The sequence below is a fragment of the Ensifer sp. MJa1 genome, from assembly GCF_037026475.1.
Classification (GTDB): Bacteria; Pseudomonadota; Alphaproteobacteria; order Rhizobiales; family Rhizobiaceae; genus Ensifer.
The window spans coordinates 139,056-164,951 of sequence record NZ_JAKUMO010000014.1 but is presented as its reverse complement, the minus strand read 5'-3'; the positions used below and the strand labels follow the sequence as shown (position 1 = coordinate 164,951).

General features: G+C 62.8%; 27 protein-coding genes. 16 read left to right on the top strand and 11 right to left on the bottom strand.

The window, feature by feature from the left end:
• The first annotated feature begins 248 nt into the window (after nucleotides 1-248).
• On the top strand, nucleotides 249-686 hold the full coding sequence (locus tag MKZ91_RS19520) for a BA14K family protein (protein WP_336172723.1): 438 nt from the start codon (nucleotides 249-251) through the stop codon (nucleotides 684-686).
• Nucleotides 687-794: 108 nt separating this feature from the next.
• Here MKZ91_RS19520 and MKZ91_RS19515 read toward each other — a convergent pair whose 3' ends face one another.
• On the bottom strand, nucleotides 795-1,436 hold the full coding sequence (locus MKZ91_RS19515) for an MBL fold metallo-hydrolase (protein WP_336172721.1): 642 nt from the start codon (nucleotides 1,434-1,436) through the stop codon (nucleotides 795-797).
• A gap of 68 nt (nucleotides 1,437-1,504) precedes the next feature.
• On the bottom strand, nucleotides 1,505-1,669 hold the full coding sequence (locus tag MKZ91_RS19510) for a hypothetical protein (protein WP_336172720.1): 165 nt from the start codon (nucleotides 1,667-1,669) through the stop codon (nucleotides 1,505-1,507).
• A 140-nt stretch (nucleotides 1,670-1,809) separates the two neighbouring features.
• On the opposite strand from MKZ91_RS19510, the gene MKZ91_RS19505 reads away from it, so the two are divergent.
• Nucleotides 1,810-2,433: a DUF1236 domain-containing protein gene (locus MKZ91_RS19505; RefSeq protein ID WP_336172719.1), complete on the top strand. Its 624-nt coding sequence runs from the start codon at nucleotides 1,810-1,812 to the stop codon at nucleotides 2,431-2,433.
• A gap of 336 nt (nucleotides 2,434-2,769) precedes the next feature.
• Entirely contained in the window at nucleotides 2,770-3,036 is a 267-nt protein-coding gene (locus MKZ91_RS19500; RefSeq protein WP_336172718.1) for a hypothetical protein, read from the top strand.
• A 76-nt stretch (nucleotides 3,037-3,112) separates the two neighbouring features.
• Here the strand turns inward: MKZ91_RS19500 and MKZ91_RS19495 are convergent, their stop codons facing one another.
• Complete coding sequence (locus MKZ91_RS19495) at nucleotides 3,113-4,003, bottom strand: branched-chain amino acid aminotransferase (RefSeq protein WP_336172717.1); 891 nt, start codon at nucleotides 4,001-4,003, stop codon at nucleotides 3,113-3,115.
• Nucleotides 4,004-4,377: 374 nt separating this feature from the next.
• Here MKZ91_RS19495 and MKZ91_RS19490 point away from each other — a divergent pair, with 374 nt between their 5' ends.
• The 4 genes from MKZ91_RS19490 to MKZ91_RS19475 all read left to right on the top strand — a co-directional run bounded on the left by MKZ91_RS19490 (nucleotide 4,378) and on the right by MKZ91_RS19475 (nucleotide 7,697).
• Nucleotides 4,378-4,857 carry a MarR family winged helix-turn-helix transcriptional regulator gene (locus MKZ91_RS19490; RefSeq protein ID WP_336172716.1) on the top strand — a complete coding sequence of 160 codons (480 nt, stop codon included), beginning with the start codon at nucleotides 4,378-4,380 and terminating at the stop codon, nucleotides 4,855-4,857.
• A 160-nt stretch (nucleotides 4,858-5,017) separates the two neighbouring features.
• The gene (locus MKZ91_RS19485; RefSeq protein ID WP_336172715.1) at nucleotides 5,018-5,719 is read left to right on the top strand and encodes a response regulator transcription factor; all 702 of its coding nucleotides are present in this window, start codon (nucleotides 5,018-5,020) and stop codon (nucleotides 5,717-5,719) included.
• A gap of 32 nt (nucleotides 5,720-5,751) precedes the next feature.
• Nucleotides 5,752-7,134 (top strand): ATP-binding protein, encoded by a 1,383-nt coding sequence (locus MKZ91_RS19480; RefSeq protein WP_336172714.1) that lies wholly within the window; start codon nucleotides 5,752-5,754, stop codon nucleotides 7,132-7,134.
• A 59-nt stretch (nucleotides 7,135-7,193) separates the two neighbouring features.
• Nucleotides 7,194-7,697, top strand: a complete 504-nt coding sequence (locus MKZ91_RS19475; RefSeq protein ID WP_336172713.1) for a tetratricopeptide repeat protein — start codon at nucleotides 7,194-7,196, stop codon at nucleotides 7,695-7,697.
• A 3-nt stretch (nucleotides 7,698-7,700) separates the two neighbouring features.
• Here MKZ91_RS19475 and MKZ91_RS19470 read toward each other — a convergent pair whose 3' ends face one another.
• The 5 genes from MKZ91_RS19470 to MKZ91_RS19450 form a co-directional block, all read right to left on the bottom strand.
• Nucleotides 7,701-8,264 carry a protein tyrosine phosphatase gene (locus tag MKZ91_RS19470; RefSeq protein ID WP_336172712.1) on the bottom strand — a complete coding sequence of 188 codons (564 nt, stop codon included), beginning with the start codon at nucleotides 8,262-8,264 and terminating at the stop codon, nucleotides 7,701-7,703.
• 5 nt (nucleotides 8,265-8,269) lie between these two features.
• A complete protein-coding gene (locus MKZ91_RS19465; RefSeq protein ID WP_336172711.1) occupies nucleotides 8,270-8,611 on the bottom strand; it encodes a tRNA-binding protein in 342 nt (113 codons plus the stop codon).
• Nucleotides 8,612-8,775: 164 nt separating this feature from the next.
• Complete coding sequence (gene proC / locus MKZ91_RS19460; protein WP_336172710.1) at nucleotides 8,776-9,594, bottom strand: pyrroline-5-carboxylate reductase; 819 nt, start codon at nucleotides 9,592-9,594, stop codon at nucleotides 8,776-8,778.
• 2 nt (nucleotides 9,595-9,596) lie between these two features.
• The gene (locus tag MKZ91_RS19455) at nucleotides 9,597-10,097 is read right to left on the bottom strand and encodes a YbjN domain-containing protein (protein WP_043618087.1); all 501 of its coding nucleotides are present in this window, start codon (nucleotides 10,095-10,097) and stop codon (nucleotides 9,597-9,599) included.
• A gap of 448 nt (nucleotides 10,098-10,545) precedes the next feature.
• The gene (locus tag MKZ91_RS19450) at nucleotides 10,546-10,806 is read right to left on the bottom strand and encodes an accessory factor UbiK family protein (RefSeq protein ID WP_336172709.1); all 261 of its coding nucleotides are present in this window, start codon (nucleotides 10,804-10,806) and stop codon (nucleotides 10,546-10,548) included.
• A gap of 203 nt (nucleotides 10,807-11,009) precedes the next feature.
• Here MKZ91_RS19450 and lgt point away from each other — a divergent pair, with 203 nt between their 5' ends.
• The 6 genes from lgt (at nucleotide 11,010) to MKZ91_RS19420 (ending at nucleotide 17,279) form a co-directional block, all read left to right on the top strand.
• Nucleotides 11,010-11,852 (top strand): prolipoprotein diacylglyceryl transferase, encoded by an 843-nt coding sequence (gene lgt, locus MKZ91_RS19445; protein WP_336172708.1) that lies wholly within the window; start codon nucleotides 11,010-11,012, stop codon nucleotides 11,850-11,852.
• 12 nt (nucleotides 11,853-11,864) lie between these two features.
• Nucleotides 11,865-12,968: a class I SAM-dependent methyltransferase gene (locus MKZ91_RS19440; protein WP_336172706.1), complete on the top strand. Its 1,104-nt coding sequence runs from the start codon at nucleotides 11,865-11,867 to the stop codon at nucleotides 12,966-12,968.
• Between the two features lie 205 nt (nucleotides 12,969-13,173).
• Entirely contained in the window at nucleotides 13,174-13,968 is a 795-nt protein-coding gene (gene pgeF / locus MKZ91_RS19435) for a peptidoglycan editing factor PgeF (protein ID WP_336172705.1), read from the top strand.
• A 1-nt stretch (nucleotide 13,969) separates the two neighbouring features.
• On the top strand, nucleotides 13,970-15,121 hold the full coding sequence (locus MKZ91_RS19430; RefSeq protein WP_336172704.1) for a M24 family metallopeptidase: 1,152 nt from the start codon (nucleotides 13,970-13,972) through the stop codon (nucleotides 15,119-15,121).
• 177 nt (nucleotides 15,122-15,298) lie between these two features.
• Nucleotides 15,299-16,138, top strand: coding sequence for a hypothetical protein (locus MKZ91_RS19425; RefSeq protein ID WP_336172703.1), 840 nt, complete (start codon nucleotides 15,299-15,301; stop codon nucleotides 16,136-16,138).
• Between the two features lie 208 nt (nucleotides 16,139-16,346).
• Complete coding sequence (locus MKZ91_RS19420) at nucleotides 16,347-17,279, top strand: ribose-phosphate pyrophosphokinase (protein ID WP_065775021.1); 933 nt, start codon at nucleotides 16,347-16,349, stop codon at nucleotides 17,277-17,279.
• Nucleotides 17,280-17,396: 117 nt separating this feature from the next.
• Here the strand turns inward: MKZ91_RS19420 and MKZ91_RS19415 are convergent, their stop codons facing one another.
• The 3 genes from MKZ91_RS19415 to MKZ91_RS19405 form a co-directional block, all read right to left on the bottom strand.
• Nucleotides 17,397-17,795 carry a DUF779 domain-containing protein gene (locus MKZ91_RS19415; protein WP_336172701.1) on the bottom strand — a complete coding sequence of 133 codons (399 nt, stop codon included), beginning with the start codon at nucleotides 17,793-17,795 and terminating at the stop codon, nucleotides 17,397-17,399.
• Between the two features lie 161 nt (nucleotides 17,796-17,956).
• Nucleotides 17,957-19,465 (bottom strand): aldehyde dehydrogenase, encoded by a 1,509-nt coding sequence (gene adh / locus MKZ91_RS19410; RefSeq protein WP_336172700.1) that lies wholly within the window; start codon nucleotides 19,463-19,465, stop codon nucleotides 17,957-17,959.
• A 378-nt stretch (nucleotides 19,466-19,843) separates the two neighbouring features.
• On the bottom strand, nucleotides 19,844-20,800 hold the full coding sequence (locus tag MKZ91_RS19405) for a helix-turn-helix domain-containing protein (RefSeq protein WP_336172699.1): 957 nt from the start codon (nucleotides 20,798-20,800) through the stop codon (nucleotides 19,844-19,846).
• A gap of 311 nt (nucleotides 20,801-21,111) precedes the next feature.
• Between MKZ91_RS19405 and MKZ91_RS19400 the strand changes: the two genes are divergently transcribed.
• The 3 genes from MKZ91_RS19400 to MKZ91_RS19390 all read left to right on the top strand — a co-directional run bounded on the left by MKZ91_RS19400 (nucleotide 21,112) and on the right by MKZ91_RS19390 (nucleotide 25,795).
• On the top strand, nucleotides 21,112-22,293 hold the full coding sequence (locus MKZ91_RS19400) for a benzoate/H(+) symporter BenE family transporter (protein ID WP_336172698.1): 1,182 nt from the start codon (nucleotides 21,112-21,114) through the stop codon (nucleotides 22,291-22,293).
• A gap of 245 nt (nucleotides 22,294-22,538) precedes the next feature.
• Nucleotides 22,539-23,147, top strand: a complete 609-nt coding sequence (locus MKZ91_RS19395; RefSeq protein ID WP_336172697.1) for a 50S ribosomal protein L25/general stress protein Ctc — start codon at nucleotides 22,539-22,541, stop codon at nucleotides 23,145-23,147.
• A gap of 263 nt (nucleotides 23,148-23,410) precedes the next feature.
• On the top strand, nucleotides 23,411-25,795 hold the full coding sequence (locus MKZ91_RS19390) for a putative bifunctional diguanylate cyclase/phosphodiesterase (RefSeq protein WP_336172696.1): 2,385 nt from the start codon (nucleotides 23,411-23,413) through the stop codon (nucleotides 25,793-25,795).
• Nucleotides 25,796-25,896: the final 101 nt, after the last annotated feature.

Below are 25,896 nucleotides of genomic sequence, written 5' to 3'. Positions count from 1 at the left end.
CGGGTTTCTTCAACATGGCCCACTGAATCACAAACCCCCAGCTCTCGCCAGGGGTTTGTCAGCAGTCTGAGCCCGGCAAACTTGCCGGGTTTTTTTGTTTCGAGCCTCTGCGAGCGCGCCGGCTCCGTCGTTTTCGAACGCGCAACCCTGGCAGATTTTTTGTTCAGGCTCGGTTCAGTTTGGCGGCCTTAACCTTTCCCCATCATGAATTCCGGATTTGTCCGGCCCAGGCGATAGGATTGAAGCCCATGAACAAGTTCATCAAAGCAGCCGTTCTTTCGGTCGCTGCCGCTGCAATGGTCATTCCGACCTTCGGCGCCGCCGAGGCTGGCGGCCGTCATCACGACCATGACGACGCATGGGCAGCAGGTGCGGCAGGCCTGGTGGCCGGCGCACTGATCGGCGGAGCGATCGCGCAGCCGCGGTACAATGGCGGCTACAATGAGCGCGTCTACATCGATCCGGAGCCGGAATACGACTATTACGAGCCGCGCCCGGTCTATCGCGCCCGTCCAGTCTACCAGGCCCGTCCTGTCGTCGACAATTACGGTGGCGGCTACCGCTCGCTGGAGCCGTGGACGCCGTCCTGGTACCGCTACTGCTCGCAGCGCTACCGCTCGTTCAACCCGGACAACGGCACGTTCCGTGGCTATGACGGCCGCAGCTATTTCTGCACCGCCGGCTGATCAAGCCGACTGATAAAAACGACGCCAGATGCAAGAAAGCGCATGCCTCCCACGAGGCATGCGCTTTTTGATTCGGGGGTCTTCGGCAAGAGCCAGGAGTCGCGCCGATCAGAGACCGCGCAGATACGGATTGGTGCGGCGCTCTTCGCCGATCTGGCCGCCCGGGCCGTGACCGCAGATGAAGCCGACGTTATCGCCAAGTGGCAGGATCTTGTCGCGAATGGAATCAAGCAGCTGCTGGTGATTGCCGCCGGGCAAGTCGGTGCGGCCGATCGAACCATGGAAGAGAACGTCGCCGACATGGGCGAAATTCTGTGCCCGGTTGAAGTAGACGACGTGGCCGGGCGCATGACCGGGGCAGTGCAGGACCTCGAAGACGTGATCGCCGAAGGAAACCGTATCGCCCTCTTCGAGCCAGCGGTCTGGGATGACGTTCTGGACCTTCATCGCCAGGCCAAAGCGTTCGGCCTGGCTTTCGAGCCTTTCGAGCAACGGCAGATCGTCCTTGTGCGGCCCGATGATCTCCAGCCCGAGCGCGTCCTTGAGCTCCTTGGCCCCGCCGGCGTGGTCGATATGGCCATGGGTGATCCAGATGGCCTTCAGCGTGATGCCGTTCTCGCGGATCGTCTGCAGGATGACATCGACATCACCACCGGGATCGACGATCACGCCTTCCTTGGTCTCACTGTCGAACAGCACCGTGCAATTCTGCTCGAAATGGGTAACCGGGATGATGCCCGCCTGTAACATGCGCGTCTGCCTCGATAGGGATCTTGTATTTCACCTATAGCGGCAAACGGCGCCCGTGACAGCGCCAATCAGCGCAGCTGGGCAATTTGAGCGGTAGCGGGTTGCGGCGCCGGCCATTGCACCGTCGTCATCAGCAACGCCGAGATCGCCAGTTCCGCGGCAACGACGATTCGAACCACCGGCCGCAGATTGCGGGCGGCGAGATTGGCGGTTTCCGTGTGCGCGTCCTGCATGATGATCCCCTCTCCTGCCGCCCGTTCTCCTGTCTCGGCGGCAGGGTCACCATGTCACATCGTCATATTTCGTGACGTTCCCTCGGGAACATCCCCCCACAAAGCGGCGTTTGGCCCTCACCAACATAAGGAGAAAGATGATGGTGAAGCTCACCCGCCCCCTGTTGCGAGCCACTGCGGCCGCGGGTTTCCTGCTGACCGCCGGCCTGCCGGCGGCCTTTGCAGCCATGACCGCAACCACCGTGACGGATCTCAACGTGCGCACGGGTCCGGGGCCACAATATCCGACGGTTGGCCTCGCTGCGCGCGGCAGCACCGGTGTTCTCGACGGCTGCATCGAAGGCAGCAAATGGTGCCGGATCGATGTGAACGGCCTGCGCGGCTGGGTCTACGCGCAGTACCTGACGACCGATCTGAGCGGCTCGCCCGTGGTGATCGAAGAGCGCCGCTCCGACCTCGCCATTCCCGCCGTCACCTACGAGGTACAGCCCGGCGAACCCGTCATCGTCAGCAGCGGCGACGAACTGATCGGTCCGGTCGAGCAGATCGATCCGATCGTGCCGCCGGAAGCCGTTGGCACCTATGTCACCACCAACCCTGGCGACACAGTCTATCTCGACGGTGAGGTGGTCGTCGGCGCTGAACTGCCGCAGTCGGTCGCGGTTCGCCGCGTGCCGGACTATGGCTATGACTATGTCAGCATCAACGGTCAGCCCGTGCTGGTCGAGCCCGCGACACGCCGGATCGTCTACGTCTACCGCTAAGCCAATCAGGCTTCGGCGGCAACCGGTCGCCGAAGCCTCTCCCCTCAGAACATCTCGCGTGAGCGTCGGCGTCCGTTCTCAGAGCGCGAATCATCGATCCGCCACCTCAAGTCGAGAAGGTTCCCTCCCGGTTTGCGAAGCGGTTTTTTGATGAAATGGCGCCCGTTGACGCGGTTTTTGCGCCAAAAAGCGGGATAATTCGAGCAAACAGCCGGTTCGGCGCATAGCTCCCGATGTGTCAAATTGACAATATTCCAGATTCGGCTTCAACCTATCGATGCCGGATTATCGGCTTTTAGTGGCGCGTCCACGACGAGCCACGACACGGAGGGATCAATGGAAGCATTAATGCCTATCCTTACCCAATTGATCGCGGGGGCGGCCGGCGGCAACGCGGCCAGCGCAATGTTGAAGCAACAGGCATTCGGTGTCGTCGCACGGACCATCGTCGGCGCAATCGGCGGCCTGGGCGGAGGGTTCCTCATTCAGATGCTCGGTGGTGAAGCCGCGGCAACCGGTCTTGCCATGCAGGCCATTGGCGGCCTTGTCGGCGGCGGCGTGCTGAGCGGCATCGTTGGGCAGTTCCTCGGCAAGACGGCCTAAGCCTGCGATCAAATCCGTAGCAAGACAAAAGGCGGCCGGGGGCCGCCTTTTCTGCTTGAGAGCGTGATGCTGATCTTTACTCGGCGGCTGCGGAAACCGGATAAACTTCCTTCATATAGTCGTTCATCAGCGTTTCGCAGATCGTGGCCGGCGTGAAGCGGTAGGGGCCGATCTCGGACACCGGCGTCACTTCGGCAGCCGAGCCGGTGAGGAAGCACTCGGAAAAACCGGACAATTCTTCCGGCATGATCGCCCTCTCGACCACCTCGTAGCCGCGACGCTTGGCAAGCTCGATCACCGTGCGACGGGTGATGCCATCGAGGAAGCAGTCCGGCACCGGCGTATGGATGACGCCGTCCTTGACGAAGAAGATGTTGGCGCCGGTCGCTTCCGCCACCCGGCCGCGATAGTCGAGCATCATCGCATCGGCATAGCCCTTGGCTTCCGCCGCATGCTTGGAGATAGTGCAGATCATGTAGAGACCGGCGGCCTTCGACTTCGACGGTGCGGTCTGCGGATCCGGACGGCGATACTCGGCGATGTCGAGGCGGATGCCCTTCAGCTTCTCGGCCGGATTGAAATAGCTGCCCCATTGCCAGATGGCGATCGCCACGTTGATGCGGTTGTTCTGGGCCGAAACACCCATGCTCTCGCTGCCGCGCCAGGCGATCGGCCGCACATAGGCCTCGGAAAAGCCCTGGCGCTTGAGAAGCTCGACGCTGGCCGCATCCAGCTCTTCCACCGAATAGGGGATCTTGAAGCCGAGAATGTCGGCCGACTGGTGGAGGCGCTGATTGTGCTCGGTGAGCTTGAAAATGCGACCGCCATAGGCACGCTCGCCCTCAAACACGGCGCTGGCGTAGTGCAGACCGTGGGTCAGCACATGAATCTTGGCGTCCTTCCATGCGACGAACTCGCCGTTGAACCAGATTTCTCCGTCCAACTGATCAAAAGGAACCGCTGCCATGGTGTCATCCTCCGGCGCCTGTGCGCCATTCTTACTGTTGATTGCCGTCCTGCTTTCAGTCTATCGGCAAACTGATTGAGGGAAAATTCAATTACAAGATTTTGGATTTGCGATCGTAGCGGCGCGGCATATCCTCCTACAGCGCCGCTCGTCTTGCCAGACGAGCAGAAGTCGCTGTAGCACTTTGAATTGCTGCAAGTATCTATCCTTAAATCAGCTAGGATTTAAGGGAACATGCAGTGAGGTGTTGCCAACGCCAGATGTCTCGCTTACCGAGCATGGACGCTAACGACACGGTAAAAATATGTCAATAAAGCTGACATATTTTTCGGAATGTTTCGCAAGTTGCAATCTGGCTGAAAGGAAATGACCGCGTGGCCGGCCAATCCAAAGAGAACACCCGGTATCTCACCGATGGCGCCGCCGATGACGACACGATCGACTTCGAGATCATCGAGCTGCTGTTCTTCGCCTATCGTGACTTCACCTCGGATCCGGATGCCATCCTCGAAAAGAGCGGCTTCGGACGGGCGCATCACCGCGTCGTGCACTTTGTCGACCGCGAGCCCGGCATGACCGTTGCCGACCTCCTCGACACGCTGAAGATCACCAAGCAGAGCCTTGCCCGCGTGCTCAAGCAGCTGATCGATTCCGGCTATATCCGGCAGGAGACGGGCCCCGAGGACCGGCGCCAGCGCATGCTCTATACGACCGAGGAAGGCCAGGCGCTGGCGCGGGCGCTGGCGGAGCCACAGTCCCGCCGCATAGCCGAGGCATTGGCAAGAACCGGACCGGGCGCACGGGAAACGGTCAAACGCTTTCTCGCCGGCATGAAGAACAGCGCCGCGGACTGACACGAGGCCCCGCTTCTTGCAGGCGCCTGTGGAAGCCTGCTGCATGTTCCCTTATTTCCTTGCGGATTTAAGGGTAAAACATGCAGCAATTCAAAGTGCTACAGCGGCCGTGGCGTGGCTGACGGACGTAAGCGCGCTGGCTAATCTGGGGAAGCGTGGAATGACGACGAAAGCGACTGTCTCGGACGATGCGGCTCACCTCCTGATCGTCGACGACGACCGGCGCATCCGCGACCTGCTCAACCGCTACCTGGTCGAACAGGGATTTCGCGTGACGACGGCCTCCGATGCCGACGAAGCCCGGCGAAAGCTCGTCGGTCTCGACTTCGACCTCCTGATCGTCGACGTGATGATGCCCGGCGAAAGCGGCATCTCGCTTACCCATAGCCTCAGGCAGATCAAGACCGTGCCGATCCTGATGCTGACGGCGCTGGCGGAATCGAACTCCCGCATAGAAGGTCTCGAGGCCGGCGCCGACGATTACCTGTCGAAGCCCTTCGAGCCACGCGAACTGGTGCTGCGCATCAACAACATCCTGCGCCGCAACCAGCCGGCCCAGGCACCCAAGGTCGATCAGGTCATCTTCGGCCCCTACACCTTCTCGGTGGTGCGCAAGGAGCTGAGGCGCGGCGCCGATCACATCCGGCTCACCGACCGCGAGCAGGAGATCATGACATTGTTCTCGCAGCGCGCCGGCGAGACGATCCCGCGCCACGAATTGATCGGCGACGATGCCGAAGTCGGCGAGCGTACGATCGACGTGCAGATCAACCGCCTGCGCCGCAAGATCGAAGACGACCCGTCAAATCCCGTTTGGCTGCAGACGGTGCGCGGCATCGGCTACCGGCTGAGCGTGGATTGAGATGGCAGCCCTTCCGATGAGAGCGGCAGATCATGGCAAGCTTTGACGGTATAGAAGGCGGGACGTCGGGCTCGAGCGACAACGCCTGGCGACGGTTCACGCGCTGGCTGCGCCGCCGCCTGCCGATGGGCCTCTACGCCCGCTCACTGCTGATCGTCATCATTCCCATGGTGCTCTTGCAGTCGGTGGTCGCCTTCATCTTCATGGAACGGCACTGGCAGCTGGTGACGCAGCGCCTGTCGGCGGCCGTCACCAGCGACATCGCCGCCATTGTCGACCTCATCGACACCTTCCCCGCCGACCGCGATATCGGCGAGATCATTCGCATCGCCAGGGACCAGCTCGATCTCAGCATCTCGGTGGACCCACCCGGCGAACTTCCGCCGCCGCGGCCGAGCCCCTTCTTCGAAATTCTTGACCAGATCCTCGGTGAAGAGATCTCCGACCAGGTGCGTCGCCCGTTCTGGATCGATACGGTCGGCAACTCCAAGCTCGTTGAAATCCGCATCAAGCTCGACGACGGGCGCATTCTCCGGGTCTATGCCCGGCGCAACCAAGCCTATGCGTCGAACACCCATATCTTCCTCGTCTGGATGGTGGCAGCATCGCTGGTGCTGCTGACGATCGCGATCCTCTTCCTGCGCGGCCAGATCCGGCCGATCCTGGCTCTGACCAAGGCGGCCGAGAGCTTCGGCAAGGGTCAGAAGATCGACGACTTTGCACCCCGCGGCGCCGACGAGATCCGCCGCGCCGGCCTCGCCTTCATCCTCATGCGCGAACGCATCGAACGCCAGATCGAGCAGCGCACCGCGATGCTCACCGGCGTCAGCCACGACCTCAGGACCATCCTTACTCGCTTCAAGCTGCAACTGGCGCTCGCCGGCAACAATCCCGACCTCGAAGGCCTGAACCAGGATGTCGAGGACATGCAGAACATGCTGGAGGGCTATCTCGCCTTTGCCCGCAGCGAGGCCGAGGAAGATGTCGGCCAGTTGAAGCTCTCGGACCTGATGACCCGGCTTGCGGCCGAAGCCGAACTGCTCGGCAAGACGCTCACCACATCCATCGAAGGTGAGGACGAAGTGCGCGTGCGGCCGAACGCCTTTACCAGGCTTGTCGCCAACCTTGCCTCGAACGCCTATCGCTACGCCAACACCGTCAACATCGACGCCCGCCATAGCACCAAATGGGTCACGATCATCGTCGACGACGATGGCCCGGGCATTCCCGAGCGGTCGCGCGAGGACGTGTTCAAGCCGTTCTTCCGCCTGGACGAGGCCCGCAATCTCGACAGTTCCGGCACCGGGCTCGGGCTCGCGATCGCCCGCGACATTGCGCGCAGCCATGGCGGCAACGTCACCCTTGGAGACAGCCCGCTCGGCGGCTTGAGGGCAACGGTGCGCGTGCCCGCTTGACGACCACGCCCCGGCGGGCCACTGCTCGCCCGCGAGGATCGGAGCCGTGGGAGTGAGCTGTGCCGGACGCCATCGACTGGAATGATTGGGAGCGACGGCTGGCCGACCTGTGGGCCGCGTTCGATACGATCAACGCCGAAACCTTCATCGCACGGATCGACGCGCTCGCAGCCGAGCTTCCGCCGGATGACACCATTGGCCTGTTCGAACGGGGCTGCGCCCAGGATTCGACCGGTCATGAGGCCAGCGCCGAGCGCCTGTACCGGCAGTCTCTCGCAAACGGGCTCACCGGCATCCGCCGCCGGCGCGCCACCATCCAGCTTGCGAGCACGCTGCGCAATCTCGGCCGCGCCGACGAAGGCGTTGCGTTGCTTGTTGTCGAGCGGACCAGACCCTCGGACGATCTCGATGACGCCGTCAGCGCCTTCCTGGCCCTCTGCCTCGTCGATGCGGGGCGCGCGAAAGAGGCGGCCGGGCTCGCGCTCGGCAGCCTGTCACGGCACCTGCCCCGCTACAACCGTTCGCTCAAGCGATACGCGGACAGCCTGTTGCCTGACATGTGAGCGCTAGCGCTGATAGATCGACGTCAGGCCGCGACGTTCGTTGAAGCGGTGCCACGCGTCGATCCGGCGCGGGTGGCGGGCGCGCATCGCATCAAGCGGCTGAAGCAGCCGACCCTGACGCCCGAGTGCTGCGTCGAGGATCTCGATGATGCGACGGTTCGGCCACGGCTTGCGCGTGATCGTCAGCAGCGCTCGGAATGCCTCGTCCTCCCGCCCCTCGCCCAACTGGTGGGCGATCAACCCATAGGCAAAGGCGGTGGAGCGGCTGACACCGGCGTGGCAATGCACGAGGATGCGGCTCGACGCATCTTCTGCAGCCGGTCGCATTTCCTCGAACACCGCGAGCACCAGATCCGGAAAATGCTGCGTGGCGTTCAGGTTCTCCTGGTCGCGCATGCGCACCACGCGGTGGCTTGCCGCGGCGATGACAGGCACATTCGCGTCTAGCAGCTCCGGATCGAGCAGCGAAAGCACATGGCTTGCGCGCCAGTCGAGCGCGGCGTCGGCTGCGCGCCAGAGGCAGGAAACCTTGACGCGCTCGGGGATGGCTTCGAAGGCAATGGTCATGGGGATCACATCAGTTTCTTGCCGTTGGGAACCGGCTTGTCGGTGGCAGCCAGCACGATCGCTCCGGCCTCGTCTTCAAAGCCCAGCGTCAGCACTTCAGAGCGGACAGGACCGATCTGGCGCGGCGGAAAATTGACCACACCCAGCACCTGCCGCCCGATAAGATCCTCCGGGCGATAGTGCACCGTGATTTGGGCTGATGACTTTTTTATGCCGATCTCCGGACCGAAATCGATCGTCAGCTTGAAGGCCGGCTTGCGGGCTTCGGGAAAGGGCTCGGCCTCGACGATCGTGCCAACGCGGATGTCGACGCGCTCGAAATCAGCAAATTCAATTGTCTCAGCCATCGCAATTCCCTTTGTGAAAAATTCTCAGTTGCCGGGCTTAAAGCATTGGCGGAGATTCTTGAAGGTTCGGCGCAATGATGAAGCCGCTCGCCGATCCCACGAAATGAGCCGGCCCCGCGACGATGCCGCAGGGCCGCAGGATTATCGCGAACCGGGAGTGTATCTCAGCCAGCCAGTTCCTCGGCCCGCTTGCGCGCCGCCGCGATCGCCTTGTCGAACAGCGGCTGCATGCCGTCATCGGCCATGAGCACCGAGAGTGCCGCAGCCGTCGTGCCGCCCGGCGAGGTGACGTTCTGGCGCAGGCGCGCCGCTTCGTCGGGGGACTGGTGCAACAGTTCGCCAGCCCCCGCGACGGTTTCCCGCGCAAGCCGCATGGCAAGGTCCGCCTGAAGGCCGGCCTTGCGGCCCGCCTCCGCCATGCACTCGACGAGGTAGAAGACATAGGCCGGACCGCTGCCCGAAACGGCGGTGACGGCATCGATCTCGGCTTCGGTCCTGACCCATTCGACCGGGCCGCTGACCTTGAGCAGATCATGAACCTGGGTGCGCTGCGCCTCGCTGACACGGTCATTGGCAAAGGCACCGGTTACGCCGCGGCCAATCATCGCCGGCGTGTTCGGCATGGCGCGAACCGTGGCGGCAGCGCCGAGATGGCTTTCGATAAAGGCGAGCGTCTTGCCGGCCGCAACCGATACGATCACGGTGTTCGCACCGACGAGCGGCTTCAGCGGCGGCAAAACCACGTCCATCACCTGCGGCTTGACCGCAACGAAGATGACACCGGCCTTCACGCCGGCCGGAGCCGCGGTCGCATGGGTGACGCCGTTGTCGACGATCAGCTTTGCCATGGCCGGCGGCGGGCCGGGATCGACGACGAGCACGTCAGCGCCGTTGACGCCGCTCTTCAGCCAACCGGAAAGCATGGCGCCGCCCATATTGCCGGCGCCGACAAGCACGATGGGACCGGAAGCGACATTGGTCATGATCAGGCCTCTCCAACCGTTTCGAACAGGACCGCATCGACCGCGCGCTGCGCGTCCATGCCGGACCAGACGACGAATTGAAACGCCTGATAATAGGATTCGCAAGCGTCGAGTGCGCTCGACAGCAGTACCTCGACCTGCTGATTGGTGGGCTCGGCCCCGCCGGCGAGCAGAAGCGACTGGCGGAAGATCACCACTTCCTCCTGACGCCACAGGTCGAAGTGGCCCATCAGCACCTGCCCGTTGATATGGGACAGCAGCCGGATGACTTCGTTGACCCGGCTTTCCGGCACCTTGATATCGAAGGCACAGGCCAGGTGCAGAGCCTCGAACTCCTCCATCCAGGAGAAGGAAACGTGGTAGTCCGCCCACTTGCCTTCGACCGTCATGGCGATTTCGTCTTCGCCGGATCGTTCGAACGACCAGTCGTTATTGGCAGCCACGAACTCGATCATATCGACCGGGTTGGATTGGCGCTCGACTTCCATTTCCAAAAGGCTCATGCATCACCCTGTATAGGTGGGGCATGGGCATGCGTCATCACGTTCACACGACGCAACGCTGCAAACCCAACACCGATTACAAACACACTATGATTGCTGAACTCACATCCATCCTGGCTGACTTACCCTGCCCGGAGCTTGCGTGGTTCGTTTCGAATCATCATTTAAAATCAGTGTATAATGGCGGAGTCAGGCTGCCAGCCCCTCGGCCCAAAAATAGCCGTGAACAATCGCGGCGGCGTTGTCATCTGAATGAAGCGCGAGAGCTTAACCGACTCTGCCGTAAGGGTTTTTTGCCAGTGTCCACAGGTGGAAAACTTTTCAGGTTTTATTAACCACTGACGCACCGTTCCTCGGCGGCCGGGTCTAACGGCAGCAAAAAGCCCGCGGAATCGGTCCGCGGGCGAAGTAAAAAACGCTGAAACAGCGTTATTTCGGCAGAATCGCGTTACTTGCCGCTCTCGGCGAGACGCGCTTCCAAAGCCTCGATGCGGGCAAGCAGCGCATCGTTTTCTTCGCGCGCCTTGATCGCCATTTCCTTGACCATCTCGAATTCCTCGCGCTTGACCACGTCGAGCGAATTCAGCGTCCGTTCGGCCTGCGCCCGGAAGGCGGTCTCGACCTCGCGGCGAACGCCCTGGGCGGCACCTGCAGCGTCGGTCATCAGCTTGGCGAAGTCATCGAGAATGCGGTTGGCGCCTGTGCTCATCGTCGGAATCTCCATTTCAGCCGCCGCCTCACAACTGCGATGCGGTCCTTGGTTTCAGGTAGGGTCATGGGCGGGCGGATGCAAGGAAAATCACATCCCCTCCTCACGCGCCTGTTTCCGTAGCGTCTACCGCCGCCCTTGACCGGGCGGAAATCGCTCGCCATGTTCCGCCGAAACAACCGGCCCGGCACGAGATAAATCAATTGGAAACGCTAGCGACCCGCCTCGCCATCCTCCCCTTCCCCGAAATCGATCCCGTCATCGTCCAGATCGGCCCGCTGGCCATCCATTGGTACGGCCTCGCCTATGTCGCGGGCATCCTGATCGGCTGGTATTATGCGCGCCGGCTGGCAACGAACACCACCCTTTGGCGCGACAACGCACCGGCGATGACGATCCAGCAGCTTGATGACTTCCTGCTGTGGGCGGCGGGCGGCATCGTGCTCGGCGGCCGCATCGGCTACATCCTCTTCTACGATCTCGGTTCCGTGCTCGCCAACCCGATCCGGGCACTGGAAATATGGAACGGCGGCATGTCGTTCCATGGCGGCTTCCTCGGCACGACGCTCGCCATGATCATCTTTGCGCGCAAGAACCGCATTGCGCTCTGGAGCCTGTTCGATGTCGTCTCGGCGGTGGTGCCGATCGGCCTGTTCTTCGGGCGCATCGCCAACTTCATCAACGGCGAGCTATGGGGCCGACTGTCGTCGATGCCGTGGGCGATCGTCTTTCCGACTGGCGGCCCCTTTGCCCGCCATCCGAGCCAGCTCTATGAAGCGGCACTCGAAGGTCTCGTTCTGCTCACCGTGCTCGCCTGGTTCATCTATCGCCGCCAGGCGTTGAAATCCCCCGGCCTCGTCACCGGCATCTTCGTGCTTGGCTATGCCATGAGCCGTATTTTCGTCGAATTCTTCCGCGAACCGGACGCCCAGATCGGCTATCTTGCCGGCGGCTGGCTGACGATGGGCATGCTGCTTTCGCTACCGATGGCGCTCGCCGGCATTTGGGCGATCGCAAGGGCGCGGCGCGCGGCTGCGACCGCTTAACTGGACGGATTGATGACGACACCACTTGGCGACAAGATCAAGGCGCTGATCAAGGCTCACGGACCGATCAGCGTTACCGACTATTTCTCCCTTTGTCTGGCGGATCCGGAGCACGGCTACTACCGGGTGCACGAACCCTTCGGCAAAGAGGGGGATTTCACCACTGCACCGGAAATCAGCCAGCTCTTCGGCGAGATGATCGGCGTCTTTCTCGTTCACGCCTGGCAGCAGCACGGCAAGCCCGAAGGCACCGTGATCGCCGAGATCGGCCCCGGCCGCGGCACGATGATGTCCGACATGCTGCGTGTCGTGCGCAAGCTTGCGCCCGATCTTTATGCCGCCGCCAGCGTGCACCTCGTCGAAACCAGCGAAAGGCTGCGCAAGATCCAGGCCGAGACGCTTGCCGCTCATGGCAACAAGGTCGAATGGCACTCAAGCTTCGAGACCCTGCCCGAAGGCTTCCTGTTGCTTGCCGCCAACGAGCTGTTCGATGCCATCCCGATCCGCCAGTTCGTGCGCACGGCGCAAGGTTTTCGCGAGCGTATGGTTGGCCTCGATGCCAACGACGAACTGACCTTTGCCGCTGGCATCGCCGGCATCGACCCCGACCTGTTGCCGACGCCGGCGCAAGGGATTGCCGAAGGCACGATCTTCGAGATTGCGCCGGCCCGCGACGCGGTGATGTCGGCCCTTTGCGAACGGCTGAAGATCAGCGGCGGCACCGCCGTCATCATCGACTATGGCCATCTCGCCACCGGCTATGGCGACACGCTGCAGGCAATCATGGACCATGAATATGATCCGCCGCTCGCCAATCCGGGCCGAGCCGATCTCACCAGCCATGTGGACTTCGAGCAGCTTGCCCGCCGTGCCAAGACCGACGATGTGCAGATCAACGGCCTTGCCCATCAGGGCGATTTTCTGGTCGGGCTGGGCCTGCTCGACCGCGCCGCAGCGCTCGGCCGCGACAAGGATGCGCTGACGCAGGAAGGCATTCGCCAGGATGTGGAAAGGCTCGCCGGCGCGGGTGCCGGAAAGATGGGCGAACTGTTCAAGGTGCTGGCCGTCAGCAGCCCGCCGGTGCCCCTGTCGCCGTTCCGCAGGCCCAAAGCTTGAACTGAGCGGGATGAGGAAAACGTATGGATTTTCCGCCCGCATCCCGCGCCAACTTAATCGAGCCGAACGACACCCCTGCCGTTCGGGAATTGACAGCCCTGCCATCGCAGGTCAACATCGCGCCGGCAAGTCAGCAGCCATTCGCCGGGCCGGACGCGCGCCCAAACCCATTGATATCGTTCAGAAAGCAAAGGCGAATATAGCGATGCAGCATGATGCCGTGCTCTCCCCCGTGCAAAGCTCGCTCTTCGGCGAGAGGGTCGGTCCGGCGATCGCGCACGGCTATTTCACCCGAAAGGGCGGCGTCTCTGAAGGGCTTTATCGCGGTCTCAATGTCGGCCTCGGCTCGAACGATGATCGCGCCCATGTCAACGAGAACCGCACGCGTGTTGCCCGTTGGTTCGGTGCGCCGCTCGAGCACCTGGCGACCGTGCACCAGGTCCATTCCCCTGACGCCATCGTGGTCGACGAAACCTATGACGGCGCCCGCCCGCAAGCCGATGCGCTGGTGACCGCAACGCCCGGGATCGTGCTCGGCGTGCTCTCGGCCGACTGCGGCCCCATCCTGTTTGCCGATGCCGAAGCCAGCGTCGTCGGTGCGGCACACGCCGGCTGGAAGGGGGCGCTCACCGGCGTGCTGGAAAGCACCATCGAGACGATGGTCTCGCTCGGCGCCCGGCGCGAGCGTATCGTCGCCTGCCTCGGCCCATCGATCAGCAAGCGCAACTACGAGGTCGGCGCGGAGTTCGTCGACCGCTTCGTCGCCGCCAACGGCAACTACGCCTCCTACTTCAACGTTTCGGACCGTGAGGGTCATGCGATGTTCGACCTGCCGGCCTTCACGATCCGGCGGTTGACCGAGGCCGGCGTGACGGCCGAAAATCTCGATATCTGCACCTATGCCGACGAGGATCGTTTCTTCTCCTATCGCAGGACGACCCACAGGCAGGAGCCAGACTACGGCAGACAGATTTCCGCCATTTGCATACGGGGGACCTGACATGGCGCTTCAATTTGCCCAGGAAGAATATGCAGGCCGCCTGGAGCGGCTGACGGAGAAGATGCGCGAGGAGAAGCTCGATGCGGTGCTGCTCTTTGCCCAGGAAAGCATGTATTGGCTGACCGGCTACGACACCTTCGGCTATTGCTTCTTCCAGACGCTTGTCGTGAAGAAAGACGGCTCGATGGTCTTGCTGACGCGGTCGGCAGACCTGCGCCAGGCCCGCCACACCTCGAATATCGAGCGCATCGAGATCTGGGTGGACCGCGCCAATGCCGATCCGACGATGGACCTCAAGAATCTCTTGAGCGAGCTCGACCTGCTCGGTTGCCGCATCGGGGTCGAATACGACACCCACGGCATGACAGGTCGCAACGCCCGGCTGCTTGACCGCCAGCTCCAGACCTTCGGCGAACTGATCGACGCCTCGCATCTCGTCAGCCGTTTGCGCCTGATCAAGAGCGAAGGCGAAATCGCCCATGTCGAAAAGGCTGCCAGCCTCGCCGACGACGCGCTCGACGCCGCCCTGCCCCTCATTCGCCCCGGCGGCAATGAGGCCGACATTCTTGCCGCCATGCAGGGCACGATCCTTGCCGGCGGCGGCGACTATCCGGCCAACGAATTCATCATTGGCTCCGGCGCCGATGCCCTTTTGTGCCGCTACAAGGCCGGCCGCCGGTTGCTCGACAGCCAGGACCAGCTGACGCTGGAATGGGCCGGCGTCAGCGCGCATTACCACGCCGCGATGATGCGCACCGTCGTCATCGGCGAACCCACCAACCGCCACCGCGAACTCTACAGCGCCTGCCGCGAGACGATCCAGGCGATCGAGATGGTGCTGCGCCCCGGCAACACCTTCGGTACCGTGTTCGACATGCATGCCAGGATCATGGACGAGCGCGGCCTTGCCCGCCACCGGCTGAACGCCTGCGGCTACTCGCTCGGCGCCCGCTTTTCGCCCTCCTGGATGGAGCACCAGATGTTCCACCTCGGCAACCCGCAGGAGATAGAACCGAACATGTCGCTGTTCGTGCACATGATCATCATGGATTCCGACAGCGGCACGGCCATGACGCTCGGCCAGACCTACCTCACCACCACAGACACGCCGCGCGCGCTGTCGCGCTATGGGCTCGACTTCATCTCTGCTTAGGGAAATCCGCCTAGACTTGTTGTGAATTGACTGAACAGGAGACGGTTTAGGGCAATTCCGGCAAGGTTTCGAAACGGCTTTCCGTCCGGAATTGCATGGTTCCAGGCCCTTTCACGGTTTCAACGAAACAATGAAAGGACCGGGGAGAACTGCCGCGAAGAAACGGACGGTTTGAGCATGCGAAAGCTTTCAACGCCCATCGCCAGCCTTGGCTTCGTCATTGCGCTCGCCGGCTGCAACAGCACTGACATGCTGACGCCGCAGGTCGACGTCGGCGCGGGAACCTTTCGCTCGCCGCCGGTGACGCAATCCGACCTCGATGCGATGTCGAACCAGACGGCGGTCGCACCGGTCCAGCGCGTGCCGGTCAGCCAGACCACCGCCTACTCGCCGCAGCCGGCTCCCTCGAACACACCGACCGCCTACGCGACGGGCGACGCGACCTATACCGATCCGGCCGGCACCTTCGAGGCGCAGGCAAGCCGGCTTGCCGCCGGCTCCGAGCCCGTCCAGAACACGATCCAGAGCCGTCAGGCACCTGTCGAAGAGGCGCCAGTCCAACACACACCCGTCCAGCAGGCGGCCGCCGCTGCCGAAGAGCTGCAAAGCCAGCCCGATGTCGCCGCATTGCCGAAGGCAAGTGCCGTTGCGAGCGGCACGATCCGCTTCCTGCCGATCATCGGGGCGCCGGTTCAGGCGGTGACGCCGCTCTCCAAGCAGCTCGGCGCCGATGCGCGCGCCCGCGGCCTTACGATCAAGGGCTCGGGTGACGCCAGCAGCGAACACATCCTCAAGGGCTACTTCTCGGCACTAAAGGACGGCGACAAGACCACCATCGTCTATGTCTGGGACGTGCTCGACGGCGGCGGCAACCGGCTGCATCGCATCCAGGGGCAGGACTCGGTACCTGGCGGCGGCACGGACTTGTGGAGTGGCGTGCCGGCGGCAACCATGCAGGGAATTGCGACGAAAACCATCGACGCCTATCTCGAATGGCGGCAATCTCAGGCCGGTTGAACACAAAGTTTTTAGGATATTGGCCTTCGCGGCGCAGCATTCCCCTTGCATTCAAGTTCAGTCTCGCTAAAAAGCGGCCGATCAGCTCTGAACGGCGGCCATCCGCAAAGAATGTCCGCGATTGGAATGGCTCTCGGAATCTGCGCGGAACACACCGCTCCCGGAAAAGTACCGGACGGTGACCGCGCCAGCTCAAGGCGGTCCGTCAATGAAGGTTTTCGCAGGCAATTCGAACCGGCTCCTGGCCGAAGCGATCTGCAACTATCTCAACCTGCCTCTCGGCAAAGCGACGGTACGCCGTTTCGCCGATCAGGAAATCTTCGTCGAGATCGGCGAAAACGTGCGCGGCGAGGATGTCTTCATCATCCAGTCGACCTCCTTCCCCACCAACGATCACCTGATGGAACTGCTCATCATGATCGACGCGGTGCGGCGCTCTTCCGCCCGCCGCATCACCGCCGTGCTTCCCTACTTCGGCTACGCCCGCCAGGACCGCAAGCCCGGTCCGCGCACGCCGATCTCCGCCAAGCTCGTCGCCAACCTGATCACCGAAGCGGGTGCTGACCGCGTGCTCACGCTTGATCTTCATGCCGGCCAGATCCAGGGCTTCTTCGATATCCCGACCGACAATCTCTATGCGATCCCGATCCTGGCCCGCGACGTCAAGGAAAACTACGACCTGAAGAACGTCATGGTCGTTTCGCCCGACGTCGGCGGCGTGGTTCGCGCCCGCGCGCTTGCCAAGCGCCTCGACTGTCTGCTGGCCATCGTCGACAAGCGCCGCGACCGTCCGGGTGAATCCGAAGTCATGAACGTCATCGGCGACGTGAAGGGCAAGGACTGCCTGCTGATCGACGACATCGTCGATTCCGGCGGCACGCTCTGCAACGCCGCTGAAGCACTGTTGAAGAATGGCGCCACCAGCGTTACCGCCTACATCACCCACGGCGTTCTCTCCGGCGGCGCGGTTGCCCGCGTCACCTCGTCGATGCTGAAGGAACTGGTCATCACCGACTCGATCCAGCCGACCACGGCCGTCCAGTCTGCCCACAATATCCGGGTGATCACGACGGCTGGCCTGCTTGGCGAAGCCATCAGCCGCACCAGCCAGGAAGAGTCAGTTTCGAGCCTCTTCGACTAAGGTCGTTCCTAACGCGACAAAGCATTAAAAAACGCCGGCGCCAAAGCGCCGGCGTTTTGCGTTGTGGGGAGGTACCGTCAGGTCCCGAATGCTCGCCCCAGCGGCTGACCCGCCACTTCAACGCCCGCGAAGGACCACGGCGCAGGCCTCGCCACCACCGAACAGCCGCGACCGCGTGAGGAACCGCTTCTCGCGGCCGTTGTCGAGCGAGAACATCCCGCCCCGTCCCGGCACCACATCGATGATCAACTGGGTGTGCTTCCACACCTCGAACTGGCTGGCGCTGATATAGACCGGCACGCCGCCGATCTCGCCCAGCTTCACGTCGTTGTCGCCAACGATGTAATCATCCGCCGGGTAACACATTGGCGAAGAGCCGTCGCAGCAGCCACCGGACTGATGAAACAGGATGTCTGGATGATCGCGCCTAATTTCGGCGATGAAATCGAGCGCCGCCGCCGTTGCAAGCACACGCGGCTCGTTGATCCCGTCGGTTCCCATCGTCTCGGCAGACATGACAAATCTCCCTGCCCCAATGCGCATCATTTGGCACTGTTCGGCTGAGGCGCGGGTGGAGAGCACGCCTCAGCCTTCGGTCGAGCAAGAAGGAAAGGCGGAGAATGCCTTCCAAACCTGCCCGTATTGCCTTCCCCAGCGGCGGGGAAGGCAGAACCCGATCAGAAGAAACCGAGCGCTTTCGGGCTGTAGCTCACCAGCATGTTCTTGGTCTGCTGGTAGTGGTCGAGCATCATCTTGTGGGTCTCGCGGCCGATGCCGGACTGCTTGTAGCCGCCGAAGGCCGCATGCGCCGGATAGGCGTGGTAGCAATTGGTCCAGACACGGCCCGCCTGGATCTCACGGCCGAAGCGGTAGCAACGGTTGGCGTCGCGGCTCCAGACCCCGGCGCCGAGGCCGTAGAGCGTGTCGTTGGCGATCTCCAGTGCCTCGGCCTCGGTCTTGAAGGTGGTGACCGAGACGACGGGCCCGAAGATTTCCTCCTGGAACACCCGCATCTTGTTGTGACCGCGGAACACCGTCGGCTTGACGTAGAAGCCTTCGGCAAGCTCCCCTTCGAGCACGTTGCGGCCGCCGCCGGTCAAGACCTCTGCGCCCTCCTGCTTACCGATGTCGATATAGGAGAGGATCTTTTCGAGCTGTTCGCTCGACGCCTGCGCGCCGATCATCGTGGCGCTGTCGAGCGGATTGCCCTGGCGGATCGCCTCGACCCGCTTCACCGCCCGCTCCATGAACCGGTCATAGATGCTTTCCTGGACCAGCGCGCGGCTCGGGCAGGTGCAGACCTCGCCCTGGTTCAGCGCGAACATGGCAAAACCTTCGAGCGCCTTGTCGAAATAGTCGTCATCCTCGGCCAGCACGTCGGCAAAGAAGATGTTCGGCGACTTGCCGCCGAGTTCCAGCGTCACCGGAATGAGGTTCTGGCTGGCATATTGCATGATCAGCCGGCCGGTCGTCGTCTCGCCGGTAAAGGCGATCTTGGCGATGCGCGGGCTAGTGGCGAGCGGCTTGCCGGCTTCGAGACCGAAGCCGTTGACGATATTGAGCACGCCCGGCGGCAGAAGATCGCCGACGAGGTCGGCCCAAACGAGGATCGAAGCTGGCGTCTGTTCCGCCGGCTTGAGGACGACGCAGTTGCCGGCGGCAAGCGCTGGCGCGAGCTTCCAGGCGGCCATCAGGATTGGGAAGTTCCAAGGGATGATTTGCCCGACGACGCCGAGCGGCTCATGAAAATGATAGGCGACGGTGTCGTGATCGATCTCGCCGATCGAACCTTCCTGGGCGCGGATGCAAGCGGCGAAGTAACGGAAATGGTCGATGGCGAGCGGAATGTCGGCCGCCATGGTCTCGCGGATCGGCTTGCCGTTGTCGAAGGTTTCCGCGCGAGCGAGCAGCTCGAGATTGTCCTCCATGCGGCCGGCGATCTTCATCAGGATGTTGGAGCGCTCTGCGGCAGACGTCCGGCCCCATTTCTCGCGCGCCGCATGCGCCGCATCGAGCGCCAGCTCGATATCGGCGGCGTCCGAACGCGCCACCTGGCAGAGCACCCCGCCGGTCACCGGCGTCGTGTTGTCGAAGTAGCGCCCGGCCACCGGCTCGCGCCATTCGCCACCGATGAAGTTGCCGTACTTCTGCTTGAACGGGCTTTCGACGATCTTCTGATGCAGCATGGTCATTCCTCCCTGAGAACCAGCAACTAAAGCTGTGGAAGGAGCGTGAGGCGGATCGGTTGTCTTCGATAGTCAGGCGCGATCGCCCGCGACGCGATCTGTTTCAGAATTGAGACAAGCAGGCGTCAGCTACTGTGCTGCAATGCAGCAAGCGCGCACCGGAGACGGTCGGAAGCTGCCCGTCATCCCTCTGCCGGGACCTTTTCCCCGAAAGCGGGGCGAAGGAGACTCATGGCATCCGCTCGTCGCAAGAAACGCCGACGCAATCGCTGACGACGAAGCCAGCCGCAAACCTCGCCCCCTCTCCCCGCCTGAGGGACAGGGTTGGTGCTCGGGTTAAACCCGAGGAGAGGGGCAATCCAGAGACGCACGAAACGGTCAGTTGACCTGGAGCCGCTTCATCTTGCGGTAAAGCGTGGCGCGGCTGATGCCGAGCAGCTCGGCAGCCATCGACACATTGCCGTTGGCGCGGGAAAGCACGCGGCGAAGCGCGGCGCGCTCGGCGTCGGGAAGTTCGGCACCGTCGCCGGATGTGCCTTCTCGCAGAAGGTCAGAGGCCGGAACACCGCTCGCGATGCGCTTGTCGTCGAGATCGAGCCATTGCCGCGCCGCGCGCGTCGCGCCGAGAACGAGATCATCGCGATCGACCGCAAGCAGCGCCGGACCGGCCCGGTCGACCGGCACGAGCACGATCCTTGCTCCGGCAAAGGCACGGCGGAACAGGCCGGCTTCGATGCGCCCCGCCGCGTCACGAACGGCTTGAGACAGGAGCGACATGGTGACTTCGGAGGCATCGTCGCGGCAGGTGGAAATGTCAAGCGCCGCCGCCATCCGGCCGCGGTGATCGCGGATCGGAGCGGTCGCGCAGCTGAGGCCGATATTGCGGCTGAGGAAATGCTGGTCACGCTGAATGACGACGGCGCGCTCGTCGGCGAGCGCCGTGCCGATGCCATTGGTACCGACGCTCGCTTCGCTCCAGACCGTGCCCGACCAGAGCCCAACGCCGCGAAACTCGGCGTCATCGCCAACAGCGCCGCGCCGCTCCAGCGCCACGCCTTGATCATCGGTCAAGAGCAGGCAGCACCCTGCCCTGCCAACGGTCGCAAACAGCCGGTCGAGTTCGATGCCGGCTTCCGCCACCAATTCGCCCGAGCGTTCGCGGGCGGCGCGAAACGCGCTGTCGGCCAGCCGGAGCGGCGTTCGCGCGTCTTCCGGTGCCAGTCCGTGCAGGGTCATGCAGCGACGCCAGGAAGCGGCAACCGGTGAGCTGGCCGCGGCCGATGGCTGATGCGCAACCCTGTAGACGTGATCCGAATGGTCTCTGACGGCAGGCATCGGCTTCCTCCCTGAAGCGTCGTCCGGCGACGGCGGATCCGGCCGATCTCCCAAGCAGCCGTTCCACGATGGGCGCCACTATAGCCATCGATATCAGCTAAGGTCCAGCCAGACGAAGGTACCGTACCGCTCACGCATCACCGCGTTTCATGGTTGCATCACGCAGCCGATATCGACAGCGCAACGGAATGTGCTACTGCATGCTTTCTTAAATCCAAGCTGATTTAGGCAGAAGCATGCAGCCGTTCGAAGATCGCTGCAGGCAAACGCAGTGAATTGCCGACGACTTCCCACAACAACCGGTTGCCGCCATGTTTCGTGACTTTTCGCTCCAGAGCCTGTTCATGGGCTTGCTGATCGCCTTCGTCGGTTTTGCCAGTTCGTTTGCCGTCGTGCTGCACGGCCTCGGTGGCGTCGGCGCCAGCGAAGCCCAGGCCGCGTCCGGTCTGATGGCGTTGTCGATTTCGATGGGTGTGTGCGCCGTCATCCTGAGCGCGGCCACGCGGCTGCCGGTCAGCATCGCCTGGTCCACGCCGGGTGCTGCCCTTCTCGCCAGTTCCGGCGTGGTGGAAGGTGGCTTCAATGCGGCCGTTGGCGCCTTCCTCGTCTGCGGGCTACTGATCGTCATCGCCGGCCTGTGGAAGCCGCTTGGCCGCATGGTCTCGTCCATTCCGACCGCCCTTGCCAACGCCATGCTCGCCGGCGTCCTGCTCAGCCTGTGCTTTGCGCCGGTCAAGGCGATCGGCTTCAACCCGCTCTTCGGCCTGCCGATCTTGCTTGCCTGGGCGATCGTCGGCAGTGTCAACAAGCTCTATGCCGTGCCGGCTGCCCTCCTCGCCTTCGTGCTTGTCATAGCCTTCGGTGTCGAGATGCCGGCCGGCGCCCTGGCAGACCTGTCTTCGGCGCTGGTGCCGCGTCCGGAACTCGTGATGCCCGCCTTCACCATGCCGGCGATGATCAGCATCGCCTTGCCGCTGTTCATCGTCACCATGGCCTCGCAGAACATTCCCGGCATCGCCGTCATGAAGGTCAACAACTACAACCCCACCCCCGGCCCGCTGTTTGCAACGACCGGTCTTTTCTCGATGCTGAGCGCGCCATTTGGTGGCCATGCCGTCAACCTGGCGGCCATCACCGCCGCCATGGGCGCCGGGATCGACAGTCATCCGGACCCGGCAAGACGCTACTGGTCGACGATCAACGCCGGTGTCTTCTACGTCATTTTCGGCCTGCTGGCCGGTGCCGTCACCACCTTTGTCAGCCTTGCGCCATCGGTGCTGATCGAGGCGGTCGCGGGCCTTGCGCTCGTCGGCGCCTTTGCCGGCTCCGCCATGGCAGCCTTCACCGAAGCCAAGACGCGCGAAGCTGCCGCGATCACCTTCCTGGTGACGGCCTCCGGTGTCAGCTTCGGTGGTGTCTCGGGCGCCTTCTGGGGCCTGATCGCTGGCGGTCTGATGCTGGCGCTGGCGCGGTTCACTCGGAAGAAGGCTTGAGCGCGACGCGGGCACGACACGCCTTCACTTGTTGAATTGGCACGTGCCGCTTCCTCAAAACTGCCGTGCTCGTTTGCGCCACATGGTTTAAAACCGCGGCAAAGCTTGCATTTGCGGGTGATCTCGTCTATGGAGCGCCCGTCCGCGTAGACACCCTTGGAGGCAACGCGGATGAAGCCCTTGCGGCTTCGGTTCTTCCGCCTGGCGGATGAACTCTCCAGCATTAGACACAGAAAGGTCTACCCATGAGCCACGCAACTTATGAGCTCAAGGCCGAGACGCGCGAACGGGTTGGTAAGGGGTCCTCCCGTGAACTTCGTCGCAACGGTCTTATCCCGGCTGTCATCTACGGTGACAAGCAGGCCCCCGTTTCCATCGCACTCTCCACCAAGGAAGTGACGATGAAGATCCACGCCGGCGGTTTCATGACCACCGTCGCGACCATCGACGTCAACGGCGAAAAGATCCGCGTCCTGCCGAAGGACTACCAGTTGGATCCGGTCCGTGACTTCACCATGCATGTCGACTTCCTGCGCGTCTCCAAGGACAGCCAGGTTACCGTCGAAGTTCCGGTTCACTTCGAAAACGAAGAGAAGTCCCCGGGCCTCAAGGCTGGCGGCGTTCTCAACATCGTTCGCCACGAAGTCGAGCTGAACGTTTCGGCCAACGACATTCCGGAATTCCTGAGCGTCGACCTCTCCGGCCTCAAGGTCGGCGACGCCGTTCACATTTCCAACATCAAGCTGCCGAAGGGCGCGACCCCGGTCATCGCCGACCGCGACTTCACCGTTGCAACGATCGTTGCTCCGGCTGGTGGCGTGAAGGAAGAAGCCGAAGGCGACGCAGAAGCCTAATCCGGTTGCCGATGACCGGCCCGGCGCCGGTCTTTCCACCCTTGACGGAAAGCCCGTCCCGCTCACGCGGGGCGGGCTTTCTGCATTGTTGGCACCCGAGCCGCCATAAACAACCGCTCCGCCTCGCCTCATGATTTATCATGTAGCGATTTCAGCAACATTTAAGGATTTGATGATGTTCTTGCTGCGGGGAAACCGTGGGCAAGATCTTAAAGAGAATCCGAAATGACATGCGTGGCAACACCTTCTAAGGCGTGCGTCCAATGATGCACTCCGTGGAGAACCGGTTTATTGCGATCGTCTGCGGCGCGATGCTTGTCTTCATTGCCCCGCTTCTCGTCCTCTTCCTGAGCATTTCCGGCGATCGAATCGCCCGCGAACGGCTGCACAACACCGAACTGCTGATGGCCGCAAGCGCCGAAGCGCTCGGCAAGCCGATCTGGGACTTCGACAGCGACGGCATCAAGCACATCGCCCGCTCGCTGATCAACGGCACCGACATTCTGTCCGTCACGGTGCGCGACCAGACCGGCTCGATCCTCGCGCAGATGCCGCTCGGCGGCGCTATGACCTCCACCAACGATCGCATCCTCAGCCTGCCGATCTCCTACCAGTCGGTCGACGGACTGAAAGAGATCGGCCGCATCGAGGTGCGCGTCCCGACACCCGGCCTGCTGTCGCAGTTCAGCAAGGACGAACTGGCGATCCTTGCCATCCTGCTTTTTGCCGTCGCCATCGTCTTTGCCGCAGCGCTCGTCGGCAACCGCTTCACCGTCATGCGCCCGCTGATGCGGCTGACCGCAGCGATCGAGGCCACCCGCCGGCTCGGCTCGCGTCACCGCGTCGACTGGACCTCCGACGACGAAATGGGCGCGCTCGCCGCCAACTTCAACGAGATGCAGGACCGGCTCGAGCGCGAGGAGACCGAACTCAAGAGCGCCCACGAACGCGTCACCGACATCTATAACCTGACGCCGGCGATGCTGTTTTCCCTCGACGTCGATGGCCGGCTGCTTGCGGTCAGCGATTACTGGCTGCTGGCGACCGGCTACGACCGCGACGACGTCATCGGCCGCGACTTCATCGACTTCATCGATACCCACTGGCACGAGACCTACCGCAGCCAGGCCAAGACGATTGCCGTCGGCGATCATGCGATCCGCGAAGTCACGGTCCCCTTCCGCAAGGCGGACGGCGACGCGATGACCGTGCTCATCCAGGAAACGAACGCAACCGGCGAAAGCAGCCTGTCGCTCTCGGTCATGACCGACGTCACGGCGCTGAAGCAGGCGGAAAGCCGCAACCACACCCAGGCGATCACCGACCACCTGACCGGCCTGCTCAACCGGCAGGGTTTCGAGGCCGCGCTCGACGAGGCGATCAAGCAGGCCGACGAGTGCGGCATGCAGCTCGGCTGCCTGTTCATCGACCTCGACCGGTTCAAATGGATCAACGACAATTTCGGTCATGCGGCCGGCGATGAGGTGCTGCGCCATACGGTGGAGCTCATCCACGCGTCGCTGCAGCCCGGCGACATCATGGCCCGGCTCGGCGGCGACGAATTCGCCATCCTGCTTTCGAACTCGGATGCAGCGGCCCTTGCGACCGAGATCGGCGAACGCATCGTTGCGGCCCTCCATGAACCGATGCCGATTGCCGGCAACGAACTCTTCGTCAGCGCCAGCGTCGGCGTTGCCGTCTATCCGACCCATGCCGAAAACGCCTCCGACCTGCTGCTGAAGGCCGATATGGCGATGTATGCGCGCAAGCACGACGGCAAGAACGGGCTGCAGCTGTTCGACGGCAGCATGCTCGACGCCTCGCGCGAGCGCCACGAGATCGAACAGTGCATCGAAGCCGGCCTGAAAGATGACCATTTCGAAGCCTGGCTGCAGCCGATCGTCAGCCTCGCCGACGGCCAGATCGCCGGTTTCGAGGCGCTGATGCGCCTCAACCACCCGGAAAAGGGCCTGATGCCCCCCGGCAAGATCATCGGCATTGCCGAAGAGACCGGCACCATCGCCCGCATCGGTGACCGCATCCTCGAAAAGGCAATCTGCCATCTCGCAGCGATCTCCAAGCTGGACGGGACCCAGGACACCTATCTGGCCGTGAACTTCTCGCCGCTGCAGTTCGAGCTGACACTGCCGCACAAGCTCGCCGCCCTGCTCTTGAAGCACCACATCTCGCCGAGCCGGATCGTCGTCGAGATCACCGAAGCCGTGCTGATGCTCGACAACCCGGAGGTCCACTCGGTGTTGAAACAGCTCAACGAATTCGGCTGCCGCATCGCACTCGATGACTTCGGCACCGGCTATTCGTCGCTGAGCTACCTCAACCGCTTCCCGGTCGACATCGTCAAGGTCGACCAGTCGTTTACCCGTTCACTCAGTTCCGGCACCGCCGATGTCCGCCGCAAGAGCCGGATGCTGATCAAGGGCATCCGCACCATCTCGCACCAGATGGGCTGCACCGTCGTTGCCGAAGGCATCGAGACGAAAGAGCAGTGGCAGCTCTTGCGCAAGCTTGGCGTCGATTGCGGTCAGGGTTATCTTTTCAGCCGGCCGATGCCGATCGACAGCATGCTGGTGATGCTCGAAAGCGACTCGGAGGCAAAAACCCCTGCCATGACCGGCATGCGGGCATGATGACGTTTGCCGGCAGCGCAAGCAAAGGCCGGAATTGGATACCCTGAGGAACGCGGTTCGGCGGCAACACCGCCGGGCCACAGGCCACGGGCAAAGAAGGA

Excerpts from the sequence above, each read along its gene's own strand:
- MKZ91_RS19465 (WP_336172711.1), bottom strand. The coding sequence starts at position 8,611 with ATGGCTGAGACAATTGAATTTGCTGATTTCGAGCGCGTCGACATCCGC.
- adh (WP_336172700.1), bottom strand. The coding sequence starts at position 19,465 with ATGCTGCATCAGAAGATCGTCGAAAGCCCGTTCAAGCAGAAGTACGGC.
- MKZ91_RS19430 (WP_336172704.1), top strand. The coding sequence starts at position 13,970 with ATGGCGCTTCAATTTGCCCAGGAAGAATATGCAGGCCGCCTGGAGCGG.
- proC (WP_336172710.1), bottom strand. The coding sequence starts at position 9,594 with ATGACCAATGTCGCTTCCGGTCCCATCGTGCTTGTCGGCGCCGGCAAT.
- MKZ91_RS19520 (WP_336172723.1), top strand. The coding sequence starts at position 249 with ATGAACAAGTTCATCAAAGCAGCCGTTCTTTCGGTCGCTGCCGCTGCA.
- MKZ91_RS19425 (WP_336172703.1), top strand. The coding sequence starts at position 15,299 with ATGCGAAAGCTTTCAACGCCCATCGCCAGCCTTGGCTTCGTCATTGCG.
- MKZ91_RS19415 (WP_336172701.1), bottom strand. The coding sequence starts at position 17,795 with ATGTCTGCCGAGACGATGGGAACCGACGGGATCAACGAGCCGCGTGTG.
- MKZ91_RS19495 (WP_336172717.1), bottom strand. The coding sequence starts at position 4,003 with ATGGCAGCGGTTCCTTTTGATCAGTTGGACGGAGAAATCTGGTTCAAC.
- MKZ91_RS19440 (WP_336172706.1), top strand. The coding sequence starts at position 11,865 with ATGACGACACCACTTGGCGACAAGATCAAGGCGCTGATCAAGGCTCAC.
- MKZ91_RS19505 (WP_336172719.1), top strand. The coding sequence starts at position 1,810 with ATGGTGAAGCTCACCCGCCCCCTGTTGCGAGCCACTGCGGCCGCGGGT.
- MKZ91_RS19450 (WP_336172709.1), bottom strand. The coding sequence starts at position 10,806 with ATGAGCACAGGCGCCAACCGCATTCTCGATGACTTCGCCAAGCTGATG.
- MKZ91_RS19510 (WP_336172720.1), bottom strand. The coding sequence starts at position 1,669 with ATGCAGGACGCGCACACGGAAACCGCCAATCTCGCCGCCCGCAATCTG.
- MKZ91_RS19455 (WP_043618087.1), bottom strand. The coding sequence starts at position 10,097 with ATGAGCCTTTTGGAAATGGAAGTCGAGCGCCAATCCAACCCGGTCGAT.
- MKZ91_RS19395 (WP_336172697.1), top strand. The coding sequence starts at position 22,539 with ATGAGCCACGCAACTTATGAGCTCAAGGCCGAGACGCGCGAACGGGTT.
- MKZ91_RS19400 (WP_336172698.1), top strand. The coding sequence starts at position 21,112 with ATGTTTCGTGACTTTTCGCTCCAGAGCCTGTTCATGGGCTTGCTGATC.
- pgeF (WP_336172705.1), top strand. The coding sequence starts at position 13,174 with ATGCAGCATGATGCCGTGCTCTCCCCCGTGCAAAGCTCGCTCTTCGGC.
- MKZ91_RS19405 (WP_336172699.1), bottom strand. The coding sequence starts at position 20,800 with ATGCCTGCCGTCAGAGACCATTCGGATCACGTCTACAGGGTTGCGCAT.
- MKZ91_RS19390 (WP_336172696.1), top strand. The coding sequence starts at position 23,411 with ATGATGCACTCCGTGGAGAACCGGTTTATTGCGATCGTCTGCGGCGCG.
- MKZ91_RS19480 (WP_336172714.1), top strand. The coding sequence starts at position 5,752 with ATGGCAAGCTTTGACGGTATAGAAGGCGGGACGTCGGGCTCGAGCGAC.
- MKZ91_RS19485 (WP_336172715.1), top strand. The coding sequence starts at position 5,018 with ATGACGACGAAAGCGACTGTCTCGGACGATGCGGCTCACCTCCTGATC.
- MKZ91_RS19500 (WP_336172718.1), top strand. The coding sequence starts at position 2,770 with ATGGAAGCATTAATGCCTATCCTTACCCAATTGATCGCGGGGGCGGCC.
- MKZ91_RS19420 (WP_065775021.1), top strand. The coding sequence starts at position 16,347 with ATGAAGGTTTTCGCAGGCAATTCGAACCGGCTCCTGGCCGAAGCGATC.
- MKZ91_RS19515 (WP_336172721.1), bottom strand. The coding sequence starts at position 1,436 with ATGTTACAGGCGGGCATCATCCCGGTTACCCATTTCGAGCAGAATTGC.
- MKZ91_RS19470 (WP_336172712.1), bottom strand. The coding sequence starts at position 8,264 with ATGACCATTGCCTTCGAAGCCATCCCCGAGCGCGTCAAGGTTTCCTGC.